Origin of the sequence: Janthinobacterium sp. KBS0711 (assembly GCF_000988085.1) — a bacterium.
GTDB lineage: Bacteria > Pseudomonadota > Gammaproteobacteria > Burkholderiales > Burkholderiaceae_D > Janthinobacterium > Janthinobacterium lividum_E.
In genome coordinates this window covers 518,565-538,301 of record NZ_LBCO01000024.1, presented here as the reverse complement: position 1 = coordinate 538,301, position 19,737 = coordinate 518,565, and the positions used below count along the sequence as shown (strand labels likewise).

The following is a 19,737-nucleotide window of genomic DNA, read 5'->3' as shown; positions in this document are numbered from 1 at the left end:
GCAACGCTAATCCGACCTACGGTATGCCGTGGCAGGTAGATACTGTTATCCCCGTCAAGCGGCGTGCAAGGTCGGATCAAATATTTTTCCTGACCTGAGCACGCCGAATGCCACGTGCACCAGCTTGCGCATCATGGCGCCGATGATCAGTTTCTTTGCCTTGCCAGCAGCACGGAGGCGCTGGCCAAAGCGCTTGCCCCAGTCCGTCCGATACACCGTCACCATGGCTGGCATGTACATGGCTTTGCGCAGGAAGCTGTGGCCGACCTTCGACATGCGTGGCTTGCCACGTACGCTGGAGCCAGACTCGTGCTGGCGCGGGTCGAGCCCCGCAAACGCCACGGCTTGCTTGACGCTGTCGAAGCGCTCGGGATTGGCATAGTAGGACAGCAGCACTGGAATCGTCCGCTCTCCCAAGCCAGGAATGGTGTCGAGCAGCTCACGCTTGCCGCGTAAATCCGGGTCGTCATCGATATGCCGTTTGATGGCTCGGATCAGTTCCTTGATCTGGCCATCAAGCCAGGTGATGTGATCGACAATGCCCTGGCGTACCGCTGCACGCGCCACATCGAGCCGGTTGCTTTCCTGCTGGCGCATGGCTTGCAAGGCTTCCAGGCGCAGTACCATGGCGCGTAGTGCCTGTTCGGCGGACGACGGCGCCAGCCATGGCTCGGGCTGGCGTTCATGGACGAAGTCGGCGATCAGCTGCGCGTCGACTTTGTCCGTTTTCGTGCGCACCAGGCGCGAGGCAGCGAAGGCCTTGATCTGCGCCGGATTGATGACACTGACCAGCATGCCCAGTCCCGCCAGATATTCGGCCACCCTTTCCCAATAGATGCCGGTTGCTTCCATGCATACGCGCGGGCTGTCGGCGTCGTGCTTGAGCAGCCATGCGTGCAGCTCGGCGTATCCTTTGTCATTGTTGTCTACTACCTTGTTACGATGCTTGCCATTGGGCAGGCGCAGCGCGCAATCGAGCTTGGCCTTGGCAACGTCGATTCCCAGATTAAACATGCTGTTGTCCTCTTGCGATCTACCTTGTGAATGCGGGCTAACCGGCATGCCGGTGCCAAAGATACTGTCCGATCTTGACATTGAGGATGGGTAACTGGTGCGAAATCTACGAAACTGGCTTGGAGCCTAAGGGCGGATACGGCATCCAGTTACCCGGTCTTGATATGCCTACCAAGATTTTGACAGCGGTCGATGCCGTTCGCAATATCACGAACGGCATGAAGGGAATAATACAAGGTCGGATTAGCCCGCGAGGGCGTAATCCGACACCTCACAAACTTCACTCCCCCGGCCGGTACCTGCGCTCCAGGTGCCTGCTTACGTCCTCGGGATAAAACAGCACCTCCTTGAACTCGCCGCTCGCATACATGGCCGCCTGGTCCTTGAAATGGGGCGACTTCGGGTCGCCGCTCTGGCCACCGGCGAGGATGCTTTTCGCCCTGATGCGCGGACCGAATTCCACGGCCGCGACAAAGCTGTTGCCACGTTCGCCGTAAATCCTGCGCGTGGTGCTCATGCTGCTTTGGCCATACGCGGCCAGCGCACCCCAGTTACCTGACGCGTAAGGCACGGGCAAGCTCGGTTGCGCATCGTCGAACGGCTGCACCACGTCGCCCGTCAGGCGCTGGAAGCGGTTGATCTCGCCCCACGGGGTTTGCCAGTTGCCGAAATCGCGCTGCAATTTGTCCGCCGCCGTCGCCAGGGCAGCAAGCCGCTGGGCCGCCGTGACCTTGTCCGTTGCCAGAAAATCGACCACGGGCACACCCTGCTCGCGCGCCTGTTTTCCCGTCAGTTCGGCCAGCTCCTGGCCCCAGAACACGGCCAAGGAAGTGGCCGTGGACGTCAGCGCATAGCGCCAGTCCCAGGCCCGCAGCAGAGCCACCTTGTCGGCCAGCGCCAGCTTTTGCGCGTCACCGGCCGGCAGCGCATCGTAGGCCGTGAACAGCGGCGGCAGCAGCGCTTCGAACGCCGTCAGTTCGCTGTCATACGAGGCGGCGATCAGCTTGTCGAGCGTGAAATCCTTCTTGTTCTGGAAAACCTTGACGGCATGCAGGCCGCGCGCATTTTCGCCATACACGGACATATAGGCGGGATAGTCTTGCTGGCGCGGGCTGTTGGCGCCGGCCGCCGAATACGGCCAATTGTTCGTGTTCTGTATCCAGCCATTTTTCGGATTGAACAGGGTGATGGTCTGCGCCACCGTATGCAAGCCTTTCCATTCCGTGGCCGGATCGCTGCCGTCGACGGGCTGCTTCCAGTTGAAGCGCGGGTCGCGCACGGGGATGAAATTGCCGTGAAAATAGGCGATATTGCCGTCCGCATCCGCGTACACGGTATTGTTCGAGGAATTCGTGCGCAGTTCCATGGTCTGGTAGAACGCCGCGTAATCGCGCGCCTTGGTGCGCGCATACGACTGCGTCAACGCCTTCAACGGTTCGTTCATCAGGCGCACGGCCACCCAGCGTCCATCCAGCGCGCGCACGACGGGGCCGTGATGGCTGTAATAGACGGTGATGGTTTTCGAGCCCATGCCGCCGTTCGCCAGTTTATATGGCAAGGTGATCGGCACGGCTTTCAAGGGGCGCAGGCCGCCGTCATAGCGGTAGAACCATGCGCCATCCTTGTCGACGATGCTTTCCAGGTATTCGTCGATGACGTCGCCGCCGCCCGAGGTATGCATCCAGCCGAGGCGGTCGTTAAAACCCTGGTAGACGAAAAACTGGCCCCAGGTGACGGCGCCATACGCATTCAGGCCTTCGCCGCTGGTGACCTGCACTTCGGGACGGAAGTAGAACGAGGTGTGCGGGTTGATCATCAGCAGTGCATGGCCATTTTTCGTGATGGCGGGCGCGATGGCGAAGCCGTTCGAGCCGTTCGGCTCCGGCTCCAGTCCTGACGCCAACCCGGTTTCCACGCTGGCCAGCGCCAGCGCCACCGATGCAGGCTTGGCCTGCTGGCCGTAAAACGCTTCAAGCTGCGCCAGGTTGACCGATTCGATATCGCCGCCGATGCTGCCCTCGCTGAAGCTCAAGGCCATCCACGGCTCGAAATGCGCGATCAGCCTGGGTTTGACGTGCGGATGCGTGGCCAGGTAAAAATTCAAGCCATCGGCAAACGCATCCATCAACTTGCGCAGCCAGGCCGGGCTGGCGCGGTACTGCGCCTGCAGCTCAAGCGGATCGATGAAGAGCTTCATGCGCAGGTCGCGATACAGCTCCCGTTCGCCCTCCACTTCCGCCAGGCGCCCCATGGCGTTGATGTAATTGAGTTCCACGCGCGGGAAATCGTCCTCGGCCTGCGCATACATCAGGCCAAAGACGGCATCCGCATCCGTCTTGCCCGTCACATGGGGCACGCCCCACGTGTCGCGCGCGATGCTGACATGGGCGGCCTGCGCCTGCCAGCGGGCCATGTCCGTGACAGAAACGACGGGCGCCGCCAGCACGGGAGGTACGGCAACGGTGCCGCAGGCGATGGCGGCAAACAAGGCACGGCGAGCTGGCATGCACTACTCCAATAATCAGGATGCGTCGATGAGGGTGGCAATCCGCTGGTTCAACTCGGTATTTTCCGCCTGCAGCTGCGCCACTCGCTGTTTCAAGCCGGCGATCTCGCCGCGCAGGCGCTCCGCTTCGGATGGCGCCTGGGCCGCGTTGTCCGCCCATGGCTCGTTGCCCGTCTCCGGCGTATCCTGCGACACGTGGGGCGCCTTCGGCTCGCGCGGCGTGCGCGTGGCGGCGCGCTGTTCGCGGATTTCCTTGGCCGCCTGGCGCAGCAATTTCTTGCCACCGGCGACAGCCGCCACCTGCTCTTCCGGCGGCAGGGATGCCACGGTGGCCGCCGCGTTGATGGAAATCGTGCCCGAACGGACGGCTTCCACCAGTTCCGGCGAAGCGGCCTTCTGGATCTTCTCGATCTGGCTGATCTGGTTGCTGCTCAATCTCGCCGCCTTGGCCACCTCTTCGCGCGTGCTCATGGGTGGCTTCGGCGCGTTTTCGCCTTCGGGCACATCAGCCGCGCTGACGGGCGCCGGGCTGCGCGCGGCGACGATTTCCTTCTTGCGCAGGGCCAGCACGCCGCGCTGGAAGTCCGACACGCTGCGGCGCGCCAAATGATTGTCGATCATCCACAGCATGACGTCGTCGAGCGAAGTAAAGCTGGTGTTCTGGATGGTCTTGAATTCGATGCCGTGCTGGCGGCAGATGGCGTAGCGGTTATGCCCGTCGATCAGCACGTCGTTCCACAGCACCAGCGCATCGCGGCAGCCTTCGGCCAGCAGGCTGCGCTCGAGCGCCGCGTACTCGCTGGCGGTGAGCGGGTCGATATACGACTGCAGCACCTGATTGATAGTGATATTCATGGTTGTCCTCAATATTGCGGCGCGATGGTCCGCGCCGGCACGAATGCTACACCATCCGCCATGCCTGGCCGGGTAAAATCACGGCGGCACAGCTCATACAAAAATACGGAACATGAAAAGAAAGTACGCCACCGCGATCATTTTTACCGTCGCCGCCATCGGCTTCACCTGGGTCAGCCCCTACATCGCCATGTACCGCATCAGCATCGCGGCCAAATCCGTGCGCCTGGAAACCCTGGCGCAGCAGGCCGACCTGCCGGCCGTGCGGGCCAGCGTGGCGCGCCAGTTGCGGGCGGCCGGCGAAACGGCCAGCGAAGACGATTTCAAGGAAATGCTCGACGCCATCGTCTCGCCGCCCGGCATCACGGTATTGATCCTGCACGGCAAGCAGGGAGCGGATGGCAAGCGCCACGACTTCGGCATGGCGTACCGCTCGTGGAATGAAGTGGTGCTGCGGCGCAGCGGCGCCGGTCCCGCCGCCAGCCAGTTCCTGCTGCGCCGCCATGGCATCTGGGATTGGAAACTGACGGACATTACCTTGCCGCCAGAATTACTCTGACGAAACTTGATCCAAAACAACACTTACCTAAACCGCCATATTGATTTTGAGAAATATTATGTAGAATGCCAACACTTCAGGCGCACCGGGTCGCCAGGCATCCAAGAGATTGCACGATGAAAAGAATGATGCTTCTCGCTGTAGCGGTACTGGTCGCGCTGGCCGGCGTCTTCTATGGCAGCCCGTATTTCACCATGGACAAGATCCACGCGGCGACCATGGACGAGGATAGCCAGGCCTTGGCTGCACAGATCGACCTGTCTCAGTTGCGCGGCAGCCTGGGGCAGCAACTGCATGCCCTGTTCTCGGCGCCGGAAGTGGCTGACGACATCAGTCCCGACGTCATCGATCCCTTGCTCGACACCATGCTGATGCCCGAAGGCATCGTCGCCTTGATGAAACTCAATGACCGCTATGAAAAACCCCTCGCCAAGGTCAGCGACATCAGCGGCCGCAAGCGCAACACCAAGCCCGACTACACACTGCGCTACACCTCCTGGAACAGCGTCGTGGTACAGCGCGCCCACAGCAAAAGTCATATCGGTGAATTGACCCTGACTCGCGATGGCCTGTGGAGCTGGAAACTCACGTCGGTGGCGCTGCCCAAGAATCTGCTGGCCGACGCTTGAAACGGCCGCGCACTGCTATCATCTGCCCAACTACATTTCTTTGGAGGCAGCATGTCAGACCTGGTACAACACGCCCTGGACCATGCGGGCAAACCGGCCACCACGCCATGGGTGGTGACCCTGGTCAGCGGTGAAAAGCTGACAGGCCCCATTTCACCGCTCAGCGACGGCTACTACGCCATCGGCCTGGGACTAATCAAGTACTTTTCCAGTGACAAGGTCGCCTGCATGAATGTATCGGGCGCGGGCGGGTTTCCCATCTGATGACAGGGCTGGAGCGGCCTAACGCCACGGATCTGGCGGCGCAGCTGCAGGCGCTGGAAGCGGCGCTGCAAAGCCATGCCGTGCGCGCCGACAGCGTCAGGCTGGCAATGCTGTTGGCCGACGAGTTTGTCGAATTCGGCAGCTCGGGCACGCTGTGGACGCGCGCGGCAACCCTGGCGGCCTTGCCAGGGGAAGACTTTTGCCCGCGCAGCATCAGCGATTTTCATGCCCGCTTGCTGGCGGACGATGTGGCCTTCGTTACCTATCACTCGCAGCGCCACGCCAGCGGCGCCCTGCCACCCAGCGCCAGCTTGCGCAGTTCGCTATGGAAATGGCGCGACGGCCGCTGGCAAATGACATTTCACCAAGGTACGCCGATACCCGCATGAACAAGTATTCCATGTCAAAAAGTTGTTTTTTGGCACGCAAAATCTCATTGATCTACTGAATTTTTTGTGTGAAAATGATTTTCATAAATAAAACAAATAAATTATTTAAATCAGTTTTCAAGTAACGCCATCCTCACACCACGAATCCGTGTTCTGGATAGAGAAGCACTGCGCAGGGTACGACCCGCTGCCAGGCAAGCGCCTGCCATCCGTCCCACGCACGCCCCCTTTCTAATCGTCACCACGTATTTTTGGGAGAGACATCATGGATAAATTCACCGTACGCACCCAGCTCACTCTGGCTTTTGGCCTGCTGGTCTTTTTACTCATCGGCATCTCGATCCTGTCCGTACGGAGTTTCTCCACCTTCAACGCCGGCTTTGACCAATATGTCAACGGCATCACGGCCCGCGCCAACACGGCGCACCGCGTGCGTGACGCGATCGACATGCGCGCCGTGGCGGCCAGGAACCTGGTGCTCGTCACCAAGCCGGAAGACCTGGAAATCGAACGCAAGCAAGTCTTGCAAGCGCATGCCAATGTCGTCAAGAACATGCAGCAACTGCTGCAGCTGGCACAGCAGCCGGGAGTATCGGACGAGGTGCGCGCCATCATCACCAAGATCGACAGCATCGAAAAACGCTATGCCCCCGTGGCACTGGGCATCGTGGACCTGGCGCTGCAAAAGAAAACCGAACTGGCCATCGTCAAGATGAACGAGGAGTGCCGCCCGCTGCTGGCCGCCCTCGTTGCCGCCAGCGATGAATATTTCGCCCTGACGGAGCAACGCTCCGCCGTCATTCTGCAAGAAGACAACGAGCGCTACATTCTCAACAGGAATATCCTCATCGGCGTCAGCTTGCTATCCATCGTGCTGGCGGCCCTGGCGGGCTGGCTCATCACGCGCAGCCTGCTCAAGGCGCTGGGCGCCGAACCGAAGCAGCTATGCGACGCCGTCAGCCTGCTTGCCGGTGGCGACCTGACGGGTAAACTCAGCGTCGCACCGAACGATAGCGTCAGCGTGCTGTCCGCGCTGCAGCGCATGCAGGAGTCGCTGACTTCGGTCGTGTCCTCCGTGCGCCAGGATTCCGACACGGTATCCCTCGCCGCCGAGGAAATTTCCACCGGCAATAGCGACCTGTCGCTGCGCACGGAACAACAAGCCAGTTCACTGGAAGAAACCGCTTCCTCGATGGAAGAACTCACCAGCACCGTGCGCAAGAATGCGGAAAATGCCCGCGAGGCCAATGTGCTTGCCACCACCGCTTCGGACGTCGCCAGCAAGGGCGGCGCCGTGGTGGGCCAGGTGATGGGCACCATGGAGCTGATCAGCGAATCGTCGCGCAAGATTGTCGACATCATCAGCGTCATCGACGGCATCGCCTTCCAGACCAACATCCTGGCCCTGAACGCGGCCGTGGAAGCGGCGCGTGCCGGCGAACAGGGCCGCGGCTTCGCCGTCGTCGCCACCGAAGTGCGCGGCCTGGCCCAGCGCAGCGCCAGCGCGGCCAAGGAAATCAAGGCGCTGATCGACGATTCCGTGAGCCGCGTCGATGCGGGCTCCAGGCTGGCGGCGCAGGCGGGCACGACGATGTCCGAGGTGGTCGCCAGCGTCGCCCGCGTCAGCAACATCATCGCTGAAATCACCGTGGCCAGCCAGGAACAGTCCACGGGGATCGAGCAGATCAATCAGGCGGTGACCCAGATGGACAGCGTCACGCAACAAAACGCATCGCTGGTGGAAGAAGCGGCGGCCGCGGCCGAATCCTTGCGCGACCAGGCCAGCCACCTGGTGCAAACCGTGAGCATCTTCAAGACGCACGACAGCCATGTGGCAGCATTCGCGCCAGCGCCAGCACGCGCCAGCCGCAAACCGCTGCGCCTGGTACCGGCGCCAGCCAGCAGCCCCGTCAAGCGCCAGGCCGCGCCGGTAAAACACCGTTCCGTACAAGCGGAAGCCGTGACGGCCGGCGATTGGGAAGAGTTTTAATTCAGCCAATATGGGCATGCGGCCTCGCACGCCCCGCGTCACACGCACAGGGGGATAGCCGCAGGGGGCGCCTCCCCTGTCGCGCAGCAACAACACGCCCCTCCCCAAAAAAATCCGCGGCAGCTGTTGTATTTCCAGTGTCCGCAAGCGGGTAGCACGGCAAAAAACATCGCTCTCTTTGCGTTCACGCAGGAAACCCCGTCGCCACGCCCCGCCGCTCTGCGCTCGTAGAAGCCTGCCGGCACTCCACTATGCACCCGCCAGATATTGACGACAAATACGATTTTATTCGTGTATTCAGTCGAAACGAATATGAATCGCCGTCACTGGAAAATGGCATGAATACCAAAACTTTCCGTGCTAGCATGACTTTTCGTCCAGCTGGCCAGCGCCAGCTTGCATGCCCCCAACAACCTTGACCGACAGGAGCCGTTTCATGATGACACCGCATGCCAGCACAGTACGCCACACCCTGATTGCCCTGGCAATCACTGCCGCCTTCCCCTTGCAGGCGATGGCGCAGGCACAGGACAGCATCCCGGCGCCAGCCGCCGACGCCCCTGCCGCTCCTGCGGCACAGGCCGGACCTGGCCAGCTGGAAACGGTGATCGTGACGGCACAACGGCGCGCGGAAAACATCAAGGACGTGCCCATGTCCATCGCCACCCTGAAGGGCGACAAGCTCGACACCCTGACGGCCGGCGGCGCCGACATCCGCTTTCTCAACAGCCGCTCGCCCAGCGTCTCCGTCGAATCGGACTACGGCCGCACCTTCCCCCGCTTCTACATTCGCGGCCTGGGCAATACCGACTTCGACCTGAACGCCTCGCAACCGGTGGGCCTGGTGATGGATGACGTGGTGCAGGAAAACGCCATGCTGAAAGGTTTTCCCGTGTTTGACGTCGACCAGGTCGAGGTGCTGCGCGGCCCGCAAGGCACCTTGTTCGGCCGCAACTCGCCGGCCGGCGTGATCAAGTTCGATTCTGCCAAACCCGTCTTCAAGACGGAAGGCTACCTGAGCGGCGGCTTCGGCAAGGATGGCATGAAAAACCTGGAAGGCGCCTTCAACGTGCCCGTCAGCGACACCGTGGCCCTGCGCTTTTCCGGCCAGACCCAACGCCGCGACGACCGCGTGCACAACCCGCGCCCCACCGGCACGCGTGACTTCGAAGGCTATGAAGACAGCGCCGCCCGCCTGCAGGTACTGGTCAAGCCCACGCGCGACTTCACGGCCCTGTTCAACGTGCACGCGCGCAACCTCGACGGCACGGCCACCTTGTTCCGCGCCAATATCCTCAAGCAGGGCACGAACGACCTGGTTGACGGCTTTGATTACGATAACTACCCGACCGACGGCATCAACCGCCAGCACCTGAAAACCAAGGGCGGCAGCATGCGCCTGAAATGGGACTTGCCCGGCGTCACCCTGCATTCGATCACCGGCTACGAAAAACTCGATTTCTTCAGCCGTGCCGACGTCGACGGCGGCTATGGCGCCGTGTACGCGCCGCCGATGGGCCCCGGCTTCATCCCCTTCGTCGTGGAAACGGCCGACGTGATTCCCAACCACAAGCAGATTTCGCAGGAGTTCCGCGCCGAATCGTCTGCCCGCGGCCCGCTGCAATGGATAGCCGGCCTGTTCTACTTCAAGGAAGATATCCAGATCGACAGCATCAGCTTTGACAGCCTGGCACCCGGCAATCCGCAAAACAGCGCCTACGCCACGCAAAACCAGAGCTCGAAGTCGTACGCGGCCTTCGGTTCGCTCAACTACACGGTCTCGGACGCCCTGAAACTGCGCGCCGGCCTGCGCTACACGACCGACAAGAAGGATTTTTCCGCCAAGCGCGTGGAAGCGACCACGGCCGGCCCCTTCAACCTGAACGACACCTCGCACAACGTCAGCTGGGACTTGAGCGGCACCTATGTGCTCACGCCGGAAACGAATGCCTACGCGCGCATCGCCACCGGCTACCGCGCGCCGTCGATGCAGGGGCGCCTGAACGGCCTGGCCGACCGCCCTTCGTTTGCGGGCGCCGAAAAAGCCCTGTCCGTCGAAGCAGGCATCAAGCAGGACCTGTTCGACAAACGCGCGCGCCTGAGCCTGGCCGTGTTCCAGTACCGGGTCAAGGACAAGCAGCTGACGGCCGGCAGCGGCGCCGTCAACATGAACCAGCTGATCAACGCCGACAAGGCCACTGGCCGTGGCGTGGAACTCGATTTCCAGGCTAACCTCAGCGATTCGCTCAGCATGACCCTGGGCGGCAGCTACAACCACACGGAAATCCAGGACAAGAAGCTGTTCGTGCAAAGCTGCGGCAACGCGCAAAACAACCCGGCCAGCGGCTGCACCGTCACCGACCCGCTGGGCCCGTTCAAGGGCACGGCCTACATCGACGGCAACCCGCTGCCGCGCGCGCCGGAATGGCAAACCAACTTCACCTTGAAATACAGCATTCCCTTGGCCAACGGCGAGTTCTACGCCTACACGGACTGGGCCTACCGCACCAGCTACAACTTCTTCCTGTATGAAGCGAAGGAATACAAGGCCAAGGAACTGCTCGAAGGCGGCTTGCGCGTCGGCTACAAATGGGACCGCTATGAACTCTCCGCATACGGGCGCAACATCACCAACCAGATCCAGTCGCTGGGCGCGATCGATTTCGACAACCTGACGGGCATCATCAACGAACCGCGCACATATGGGGTGCAGTTCAAGGCGACGTTCTGACGGCGCGCAGATAAAACCATGCTGTCCGGCGCAAACGGGACAGCATGGCTCAGGCACAAGATGGCGTGATGTACATCACCTGTGCTAGAATCTCGCCGCGCTGCCCGGATGGTGAAACTGGTAGACACTGGAGACTTAAAATCTCCCGCCTGTAAGGGCGTGCCGGTTCGATTCCGGCTCCGGGCACCAGCGCACATGCCATCTCCAGAGATAGTAATCACTATTTCTCTCCTCCCTGCCAGTTCCGCAAAACTGGTTTTGTTCCGCAAAAAGTCTCCAACGTACTGCAATATCGTCTCTCAGATTCTTCTGAATCGTCAGTTTCATGAGTCTGACTGCCAATTTTTTGGCTCAGCCTGAAATTGCGGAAGGCCTGCGCGGGCATTGGGAGCTCCCAATTGCCCAACTATGCGGGGTCGTCAATCATGCTCTCACATCATTCGTTCAGTTTATTCTGCATTGCGAAAGGAAGACAGTGGGATGGCAAAACGACCGATATCATCGGGATGCCTAGCTTCGCCGTCGCCGCCCGCTACGGGCTGCCTAAGTAACCCTCCATAAATTATTGTGATTTCTGACTTCCATACCCGGCTCTGCAAAGTGCAGCGACTAGCCTGCCCACTGCTAGCATTGGGCGCCTTGCATTGCATCCGGTTCTGTTTATCATAAATCTACAATACTTTTCCGAGGATTACTTAGGTGGAGTCCAGTAACAGCTACATCAGCGCCAGGAAAAATAGGCTTACAAATCACACCTGAACATACTGGATTAGCGTTTCGTCGACCAATTCGATCTCATTACCTCACAAAATTAGGCCCTTGCCCTTCAGTTATTGCCACTTCCGGCTCAAACAACGGACCACAACTACGGATTTGCATGTTGCCCTGGATCTTCCCAACAAGGATTGTGAACAGGCGATGCACAAGGCCCAAGCCTCCTTCTCAATAGTGAACAAGCCTTCGAGCGATACAAAATCGCCCATTGCCGCCTGATGATTTACGTCCCTGTATCGCTCTCGATTGGTAACCACAACCTGGCGAGTATTTGACCGCAAAAAAGTGGGGCATGGGGAAAGCCGTCTTCAAAAAATACAGGCAACGTGGCATAGTTGCCACCGGCGAAGTCGTTTTTGAATTGATTCCGCTCAATAGGATTATCCTACGCTCTGAAACGAGGAACACGCCTAGTCACTGTTGGCATGATGGCGAAGCGTGGTCGGAAGACAAGGGGCTGGTAAACATTATGGTTTTTCACAATAGCAAGCTGAGGAAAGTATGAATTTAGAAAAAGAAATGCCACCATCCGCCGATGGCAGCATTGCTCCTGCTGTAGATAGAGCATTTGTCAGAAACCTGGCTGTTAAAAACTTTGAGGCGCTACAAGCAGCCGCCATCGCGGGGAAGAATACTCATCAATTAGCCCTTGATCAAAGCGACGAAATAGAGACACTCATCAAAACTCTGCAGCCTGACGATAGACCAAAATTCTCCGCTCTCTACGAACAGGAGTTGAATGCAGCTACCCAAGCCTCGGTCGAAAAGACCATGGCGATGACTTCACAAACTGCCAATCAACTCTTAGATAACGTTACAAAAACCAATAACGTCTATAGATGGATCAGCCTTATTGCCTTTTTCATTGTCCTGATCGGCTTCATAAAGATGATGAAGAGCTAAATCGCTCCGCCACCGCGTGCATCCGCACGCGGATTTCGGCATCATGCATTGCACGAACGCCGGCCTGTCCGGCCAAGCCGTCACCCTGGCCGTGCCGGTACACAAGTAAGCGTCGCACGCACCCAGATCGACCTGGCTAGTTGCCGGCGCCCTGCGCGGTGGAAGTGCCGGACGTCAAAACCATCGCCACAGCGCGCAAGGAACATCTGGTCAGGCTGCGGGAAGCCCTGCACGCGGCCGTCGCAACCCAGCCGACTTTTATACAACACCGCCAATCGCACCACGTGCCTCGCGCTTACTCCAAGCCTTCCTGCTGATATAATACTTACAATCAAGTAACATTCCGAAATGTGCGCCTTCCGGCTCCCGCAACCGTCTGTGTACTGCTAAGCCCAGCCCATGCGCTCCCTTTTCGATCACGAGATCATCAAACAGCTGCATAGCGGTGCCCGCTCACGGGTTTATCGCGCCAAGGCCGCGGATGGCGCCGCGCTGATCGTCAAGAAACCCAATCAGCAGTTTCCCTCCTTTCAGCAACTGGCGCAATTCAAGCGCGAATATGCGATCGCGCGCCGCTGCCGTCATCCTGGCGTGGCGCATCCGCTGGCACTGCAGCTGCACGGCGGGTGCTGGACGATGGTCCTCGAAGATACTGGCGGCCAGGCGCTCGACCAGGTGTTGCGCGCGCAGGTGGCGGCGCGCAGGACGCCGTCGCTGCCTGCATTGGCGCTGGAGGACTTTTTCGACATCGCGCTGCAACTGTGCGTAGCGCTGGAAGAGGTCCATCATCAGGGCGTAATCCACAAGGACATCAATCCCTCCAACCTGGTATGGAATGGCGAGCGGCGCCTGTTGCAGCTGATCGATTTCGGCATCGCCTGTGAACTGCCGTACGAAAGCCACGGCATCGTCAATCTCCAGACACTGGAAGGCACGCTGCGCTACATGGCGCCGGAGCAGACCGGGCGCATGAACCGGAGGATCGATTGGCGCGCCGATTTCTATGCGCTCGGCGCCACCTTCTACGAACTGCTGGCCGGCCAGGCGCCGTTCGAGTCGCGCGACGAGATGGAACTCGTGCATTGCCACATTGCGCGCAGTCCCGACTGGTCGCACCCGGCGCTGGCAAACTTGCCTGGCCAACTGCTGCCGATCATCCAGCGGCTGCTGGAAAAAAATGCGGATCAACGCTACCAGAGCTTGCAGGGCTTGCGCAGCGACCTCGAAGCCTGCCGCGCGCAAAAGCCGGCGCAGGCGCTCAAGCTGTCCGACCACAACGGCCGCTTTCTCGTGCCGCAAACGCTGCACGGGCGCGAGGATGCCATCGCCGTACTGCTGGCGGCGTTTGAACGCAGCGCCGCGGGCACGTGCGAGATGCTGCTGGTGGCCGGCCATTCGGGCATCGGCAAGTCGGCCGTCGTCAACGAAGTGCAAAAGCCCATCACCGCCCGGCGCGGCTGCTTCCTGTCCGGCAAATTTGACCAGCACCAGCGCGACGTGCCGTATGCCTCGCTGATCCAGGCATTCCAGGGACTGGTGCGCCAGCTGCTCGGCCAGCCCGAGGAAACGCTGCGGCAGTGGTCCGCCAAACTGCACCAGGCCCTGGGCAGCGGCATCGGCATGCTGGTCGAGCTGATTCCCCAACTGGCGTTGATCGTCGGCCCCACGGACGCGGTGCCCGCGTCGGCGCCGGCACAGGCACAGGTGCGCCTGGACCGCCTCTTCCCCCGCTTCGTCGAAGTGTTCGCCTGCGCCGGGCATCCGCTGGTGCTGTTCCTCGACGACCTGCAATGGGCCGATGCGGCCACCTTGCGGATGATCGAACTGCTGATGGTCTCCTGCGACAAGAGCAGCTTGCTGTTCATCGGCGCATACCGCGACAACGAAGTGAGCGCCGCGCATCCGCTGATCGCGCTGCGCGACAAGCTGCTGGCCCGTGACGTACGCCTGTCGACGCTGTTACTGAGCGCATTGACCGAGCCGCAGGTGGCGCAGATGGTCTCGGCCACCGTGCGCGTGACGGCCCCCGACTGCGCGCCGCTGACCAGTATTTGCTACCGCAAGACGGCCGGCAATCCGTTTTTCCTCAACCAGTTCCTCGCTACGCTCAATGAGACGGGCCAGCTGCGCTACCGGGCCGCCGACGATTGCTGGGACTGGGACATGCCCGCGATAGAACAGGCCGGATATACCGACAACGTGGTCGAGGTACTGCTGGAAAAAATCCGCCGCCTGCCCACGGTGACGCAGCATCTGCTGCAAGTGGCCGCCTCCTGCGGCAACCGCTTCGCGCTCGACACGCTCGCGCTGGCAGTGGACCGCGCGCCCCGGAAGACGCAGCAAGATCTGTGGCCGGCGCTCAGGGCAGGCTTGATCCAGCCGCTCGACGAACGCTATAAATACGTCGACGGCGACACCGACGCAGCCAACAGCGGCGTCAGTTACCGCTTCCTGCACGACCGGGTGCAGCAGGCCGCCTACCTGATCGCCGACGACGATGCGCGCACGGCCAACCATCTTCTCATCGGCCGCTTGCTGCTGCGGCATACGGCGCCGGAGCGTCGGGACGAGACACTGTTCGAAATCGTCGAGCAGCTCAACGCCGGCCGCGCGCTGATCAACGATGCGGGCGAGCGCGTGCAACTGGCGATGCTCAATCTCCAGGCTGGCACCAAGGCACGGCGCTGCGCCGCGTTCCAGTCCACATTGGAGCACACGCGCATTGGTCTCAGCCTGCTGCCGGCGCAGGCATGGGACGCGCACGCTGACCTCTGGCTGGACCTGCAGCTGGGCGCGGCCGAAGCGGCCTACCTGTGCGGTCAGTTCGATGCCGCCGAGGCGATCTACCCGCTGGTGCGCGCCCGCACCTTGAGCCCCTTGCTGCAGGTTCGCTGCATTGCCATCCAGGCGCACCAGTATCAATTGCAGGGCCGCCTGCTCGACGCCATCGCCGTGCAACGCGATGGCCTGGCGCTGCTGCACATCGACATTCCGCACGACGTGGCGCAGATGAAGGCGCGCTTCGCCGACATCCTCGCCGACATCGGGAGGCAGCCTGGCGCGCAGGCGCCCGAGGCCTTGCTGGCGGCCGATGACATGTGCGAACCGGACGCGGTGGCCGCCATGCAGATGATGCAAGGCCTGTGGATGGCCAGCTACTACGCCGGCCAGCAGGATCTCAGCGCGCTGATGGTGGTGTCGATGACGCGGCTGTCCATACTGCGGGGGAACAGCGATTTCAGCGCCGTCGCCTATGTCGGCTACGCGATGATGGTCGCGCTGTACAGCGGCGACATCGCGCGCGGCTACGAATTCGGCGCGATGGCGATGGCGCTGGCCAGGCGCCGTGCCAACCTGCAGACGCGCACGCTCACGGGCCTGATGTTCGGCGCGCTCAGCAACCACTGGACGCAGCCGCTGCGCAGCTCCGACGCCCTGTACGAGGAGGCGTTTGGCTGGGCTCTGGAAATCGCCGATTTCGTGCAGGTCGGCGTGGTGGCGGCCGTGCGCGCCACCGACCGACTCATCCTCGGCGACTACCTGCCGCACCTGATGCACGACATCGAGCACGACCTGGCGCTGATGCGCGCCAACGGCCAGCAGGCGATGGCCGATTGCTGCGTCGCCGCCGCGGTCCAGCCCATCAAATGCCTGATGGGCCTCCTGCCCCGCCACGACAGCTACGATGATGGGGCCTTCAGCGAGGTGCGCTTCCTCGATCAATATGGCGACTCGCACCTGTACCGTGCCTACTTCTTGCAGGGGAAGATCCGCAACGCCTACCTGTTCGACGGCGCCGACGCCGAGCCGCTGGCCGGCCAGCTCGGCATCGTCACCCAGATCATGCGCGGCCAGGCCAAGGTTGCCGAGTGCAGTTTCTACGCCGCGCTGATCCTGATCCGCGCCTTGCGGCGCCATCCTGCGCGCCCCGATGCGGGCGATCTGCTGACCGTGATTGGCACACTGCAGGCGAGCCTCGCCAAGTGGGCCAAACAAGGCTCGGACAATAGCGGCGCCAAACACCTGCTGGTGCTGGCCGAGATGGCGCGCTACCGGGAAGACCTGCAACTGGCCACGCGCCATTACCAGCAGGCGATCGACGCGGCCGGCCTGGCCGGCTACGTCAACATGCAAGCGCTGGGCAATGAGCTGTGCGGCGAATGCTGGTTCGACCAGGGACATGCGCGCGTGGCCGGCGTCTTTATCCAGGACGCCATCGCGCATTACGGCCAGTGGGGTGCGCAGGGCAAGGTGGCGCAGCTGCAGGCACGCCACGGCGTACTGCTGTCAAGGATGGAAGGCCGCAACACGCAACGGCATTCTGTCTCCCACACGCACGGCAGTTCCGCGCTCGACCTGGTGTCGCTGCTGAAGGCGTCGCAGATCCTGTCGAACGAGGTGGGCCTGCGCAAGGTGCTGACGCGCCTCATTGCCATCGTGTGCGAAAACGCCGGCGCGCAGGTGGCGCGCCTGCTGCTGCTGTCAGAAGGCAGCTACCAGCTGGAGGCCAATATCGATGGCGATGGCGTCACTGTCCTGCAATCGCGCCAGCTCGACCTGAACGCCGCCAGCGACCCGCAGTTCCCGCTGTCGCTGCTGCGCTACGTCGTGCGCACCGGTGCCGAGGTGATCGAAGATTGCATCACGGGCGCCTCGCGCTTTGCCGCCGACCCGTACGTGCAGTTGCACCTGCCGCGCGCCGTCATGTGCCTGCCGATACGGCACGGCGGCCAGATCGGCGGCATCCTGTACTTCGAGAACCGGCTTGCAGAAGCCTCGTTTACGGAAGAACGCGTGGCGTTCCTGCGCATGCTCGGCGCACAGGCGATGATCTCGATCTCCAGCGCCAGGCTGCATGACAGCCTGGAACGGCGCGTTGCCGAACGCACGGAGCAGCTGGAAGACGCCAACCGCAAGCTGGCGACCTTGTCCATCACCGATGGCCTGACCGGCCTGGCGAACCGGCGCCATTTCGACGACGTGCTGCGCGCCGAATGTGCGCGTGCCACGCGCGTCGGCCAGCCGCTTGCTGTCATCATGCTCGATGTCGACTACTTCAAGCGCTTCAACGACCGGCATGGCCACCAGGCCGGCGACGCCTGCCTGACCCGGGTCGCGCAGGCGCTGGCGGCCGGCATGCGGCGCGCGGGAGACCTGACGGCGCGCTACGGCGGCGAAGAGTTTTCGATCGTGCTGCCGAACACCGGCGCGGATGAAGCGCGCCAGACCGGCGAAGCGCTGCGGCGCGCCATCGCAGATCTGGGCATCTTCCATGAAAGTGCGGATACGCAGCAGGTGACGATCAGCGTCGGCATCGCGGTCCAGTCGGCGCCGGGCGCAGCTGATCCGGACACCCTGCTGCGCCTGGCCGATGCCGCGCTGTACCTGGCCAAGGATGCAGGGCGCAATTGCGTGGTGCTGAGAATTCTGCCGCCTGGCTAATCAGCGTTCACGGCGCGGGGCGGGGCGGCTCCTCAATCGCTGCCATGACTGTTCTCGCGCGCCTGCTCCTGCGCCTTTTCCTGCGACGCCAATCCGTTGAAGAACAGATTGAGCAGCACGGCGACGATGGCGGCCAGCAGGATGCCGCTGTGCAGCAATGGCGACAAGGCTTTCGGCATGTGCTGCGCGTATTGCTCGGCCACCAGCGGCAGCATGCCGAAGCCGATAGCCAGGGCCACGATGAACAGGTTGTTGCGGTTGCTCTTGTAGTCGACCCCGGCCAGGATGCGGATGCCCGTGGCGGCGACCATGCCGAACATCACCAGCCCTGCCCCGCCCAGCACGAACGCCGGCACGGCTTCAGCCGTCTGCGCGATCTTCGGGATCACGCCCATGACGAGCAGGATAATGCCGGCCGCCACGCAGACCCAGCGGCTGCGTACGCCCGTCACGCCCACCAGGCCCACGTTCTGCGAGAACGAGGTGTATGGAAAAGTATTGAAAATGCCGCCGATCAGGGTACCGAGGCCATCGACACGCAAGCCGCGGCTGATGTCGGCCTGCGTGATGCGCTTGCCCGTCATTTCACCCAAGGCCAGGAACATGCCCAGTGATTCAATCATGACGACGATCATCACCAGACTCATGGTAACGATGGCAACCACGTCAAAAGTCGGCATGCCGAACTGGAATGGCGTGACGACGGCAAAAGCCTTGGCGCTGGCCACCTTGGCGAAATCGGCCTTGCCCAGCGCAAACGACAGGGCTGTGCCGGCGATGATGCCGATCAATACCGCGATATTCGACAGGAAACCGCGGCCATACTTGGCCACCAGCAAGATGACTGCCAGCACGAAGAAGGCGATGCCCATGTTGTCCAGCGCGCCATAGCCGGGGTTGGCGATCATGGGCACGGGACCGGCCGGCGCGGGCAGGCCGGCCGCCGTGGCGGCAGCGGCCATCTTGAGGAAAGCAGGATCGGCAATCTGCGCCATGGCCGGCGGCCCGCCCATGGCCCAGTTCACGCCCACGCGCATCAGCGACACGCCGATGACGGCAATGATGCTGCCCGTGACGACGGGCGGAAACAGCGCCAGCAGGCGGCTGATGAAGGGAGCGATCAGCATGGAAACGACGCCGGCGCCGATCACGGCGCCAAAGATGCCGGTGATGCCCAGGGCCGGGTTGTTCGCCATGGCCAGCATGGGACTGACGGCGGCAAAGGTGACGCCCATCATGACGGGCAGGCGGATGCCGAAATGCTTGCCTATCCCCAGGGACTGGATCAGGGTCACGAGGCCGCAGCAAAACAGGTCGGCACTGATCAGCGCCGCCACCTGCTCGGGCGGCAACTTGAGGGCGCGTCCGACGATCAACGGTACGGCGATGGCGCCCGCATACATGACGAGCACGTGCTGCAAGCCCAAGGTAAACAGTTTGCCAGCCGGCAGGATTTCATCGACAGGCGATGGCGCGGCAGGCGTCGTACCGGGCACGCTGCGATGGATGGATTTCAAACGGGGAGAGGCCATTTACGCTCCACTTCCTGGGTGACCGCGGCCAGGATGGGCGCAGGTGAAAGGGAAAAGCAAGACAGAAACGGGACAACAGGAACACACTAGCGGCCGATGATGCATGCGAAGCTCCTGGGATGGATGACCAAGGTAGCCATGCACGCATC

General features: G+C 61.8%; 12 protein-coding genes and 1 tRNA gene. 9 read left to right on the top strand and 4 right to left on the bottom strand.

What is annotated here, in order from left to right:
* Positions 1-54: 54 nt before the first annotated feature.
* The 3 genes from VM94_RS15030 to VM94_RS15020 form a co-directional block, all read right to left on the bottom strand.
* On the bottom strand, positions 55-1,014 hold the full coding sequence (locus VM94_RS15030) for an IS110 family transposase (RefSeq protein WP_082127723.1): 960 nt from the start codon (positions 1,012-1,014) through the stop codon (positions 55-57).
* Between the two features lie 280 nt (positions 1,015-1,294).
* The gene (locus tag VM94_RS15025) at positions 1,295-3,520 is read right to left on the bottom strand and encodes an acylase (protein ID WP_052755776.1); all 2,226 of its coding nucleotides are present in this window, start codon (positions 3,518-3,520) and stop codon (positions 1,295-1,297) included.
* 15 nt (positions 3,521-3,535) lie between these two features.
* Positions 3,536-4,375, bottom strand: a complete 840-nt coding sequence (locus VM94_RS15020) for a hypothetical protein (protein WP_046684153.1) — start codon at positions 4,373-4,375, stop codon at positions 3,536-3,538.
* Between the two features lie 112 nt (positions 4,376-4,487).
* On the opposite strand from VM94_RS15020, the gene VM94_RS15015 reads away from it, so the two are divergent.
* From VM94_RS15015 to VM94_RS14970, 9 genes are all read left to right on the top strand, one after another.
* Complete coding sequence (locus tag VM94_RS15015; protein WP_046684152.1) at positions 4,488-4,934, top strand: DUF2939 domain-containing protein; 447 nt, start codon at positions 4,488-4,490, stop codon at positions 4,932-4,934.
* 125 nt (positions 4,935-5,059) lie between these two features.
* On the top strand, positions 5,060-5,563 hold the full coding sequence (locus tag VM94_RS15010) for a DUF2939 domain-containing protein (RefSeq protein ID WP_046684151.1): 504 nt from the start codon (positions 5,060-5,062) through the stop codon (positions 5,561-5,563).
* Positions 5,564-5,614: 51 nt separating this feature from the next.
* Entirely contained in the window at positions 5,615-5,827 is a 213-nt protein-coding gene (locus VM94_RS15005) for a hypothetical protein (protein WP_046684150.1), read from the top strand.
* Complete coding sequence (locus VM94_RS15000; protein WP_046684149.1) at positions 5,827-6,216, top strand: nuclear transport factor 2 family protein; 390 nt, start codon at positions 5,827-5,829, stop codon at positions 6,214-6,216. The genes VM94_RS15005 and VM94_RS15000 overlap by 1 nt, the downstream gene beginning before the upstream one ends.
* A 265-nt stretch (positions 6,217-6,481) precedes the next feature.
* On the top strand, positions 6,482-8,206 hold the full coding sequence (locus tag VM94_RS14995) for a methyl-accepting chemotaxis protein (RefSeq protein WP_046684148.1): 1,725 nt from the start codon (positions 6,482-6,484) through the stop codon (positions 8,204-8,206).
* A gap of 436 nt (positions 8,207-8,642) precedes the next feature.
* Positions 8,643-10,937, top strand: coding sequence for a TonB-dependent receptor (locus VM94_RS14990; RefSeq protein WP_409929583.1), 2,295 nt, complete (start codon positions 8,643-8,645; stop codon positions 10,935-10,937).
* A gap of 102 nt (positions 10,938-11,039) precedes the next feature.
* Positions 11,040-11,126, top strand: a tRNA-Leu gene (locus VM94_RS14985).
* A 1,086-nt stretch (positions 11,127-12,212) separates the two neighbouring features.
* A complete protein-coding gene (locus tag VM94_RS14975) occupies positions 12,213-12,614 on the top strand; it encodes a hypothetical protein (protein ID WP_138829129.1) in 402 nt (133 codons plus the stop codon).
* 399 nt (positions 12,615-13,013) lie between these two features.
* Positions 13,014-18,056, top strand: coding sequence for a diguanylate cyclase domain-containing protein (locus VM94_RS14970; protein ID WP_046684144.1), 5,043 nt, complete (start codon positions 13,014-13,016; stop codon positions 18,054-18,056).
* A gap of 32 nt (positions 18,057-18,088) precedes the next feature.
* Here the strand turns inward: VM94_RS14970 and VM94_RS14965 are convergent, their stop codons facing one another.
* Positions 18,089-19,588 (bottom strand): nucleobase:cation symporter-2 family protein, encoded by a 1,500-nt coding sequence (locus tag VM94_RS14965; protein WP_235432919.1) that lies wholly within the window; start codon positions 19,586-19,588, stop codon positions 18,089-18,091.
* Positions 19,589-19,737: the final 149 nt, after the last annotated feature.

Bases quoted from the DNA above. Each gene is read 5' to 3' on its own strand.
- VM94_RS15030 (WP_082127723.1), bottom strand. From the start codon at position 1,014: ATGTTTAATCTGGGAATCGACGTTGCCAAGGCCAAGCTCGATTGCGCG.
- VM94_RS15025 (WP_052755776.1), bottom strand. From the start codon at position 3,520: ATGCCAGCTCGCCGTGCCTTGTTTGCCGCCATCGCCTGCGGCACCGTT.
- VM94_RS15020 (WP_046684153.1), bottom strand. From the start codon at position 4,375: ATGAATATCACTATCAATCAGGTGCTGCAGTCGTATATCGACCCGCTC.
- VM94_RS15015 (WP_046684152.1), top strand. From the start codon at position 4,488: ATGAAAAGAAAGTACGCCACCGCGATCATTTTTACCGTCGCCGCCATC.
- VM94_RS15010 (WP_046684151.1), top strand. From the start codon at position 5,060: ATGATGCTTCTCGCTGTAGCGGTACTGGTCGCGCTGGCCGGCGTCTTC.
- VM94_RS15005 (WP_046684150.1), top strand. From the start codon at position 5,615: ATGTCAGACCTGGTACAACACGCCCTGGACCATGCGGGCAAACCGGCC.
- VM94_RS15000 (WP_046684149.1), top strand. From the start codon at position 5,827: ATGACAGGGCTGGAGCGGCCTAACGCCACGGATCTGGCGGCGCAGCTG.
- VM94_RS14995 (WP_046684148.1), top strand. From the start codon at position 6,482: ATGGATAAATTCACCGTACGCACCCAGCTCACTCTGGCTTTTGGCCTG.
- VM94_RS14990 (WP_409929583.1), top strand. From the start codon at position 8,643: ATGATGACACCGCATGCCAGCACAGTACGCCACACCCTGATTGCCCTG.
- VM94_RS14975 (WP_138829129.1), top strand. From the start codon at position 12,213: ATGAATTTAGAAAAAGAAATGCCACCATCCGCCGATGGCAGCATTGCT.
- VM94_RS14970 (WP_046684144.1), top strand. From the start codon at position 13,014: ATGCGCTCCCTTTTCGATCACGAGATCATCAAACAGCTGCATAGCGGT.
- VM94_RS14965 (WP_235432919.1), bottom strand. From the start codon at position 19,588: ATGGCCTCTCCCCGTTTGAAATCCATCCATCGCAGCGTGCCCGGTACG.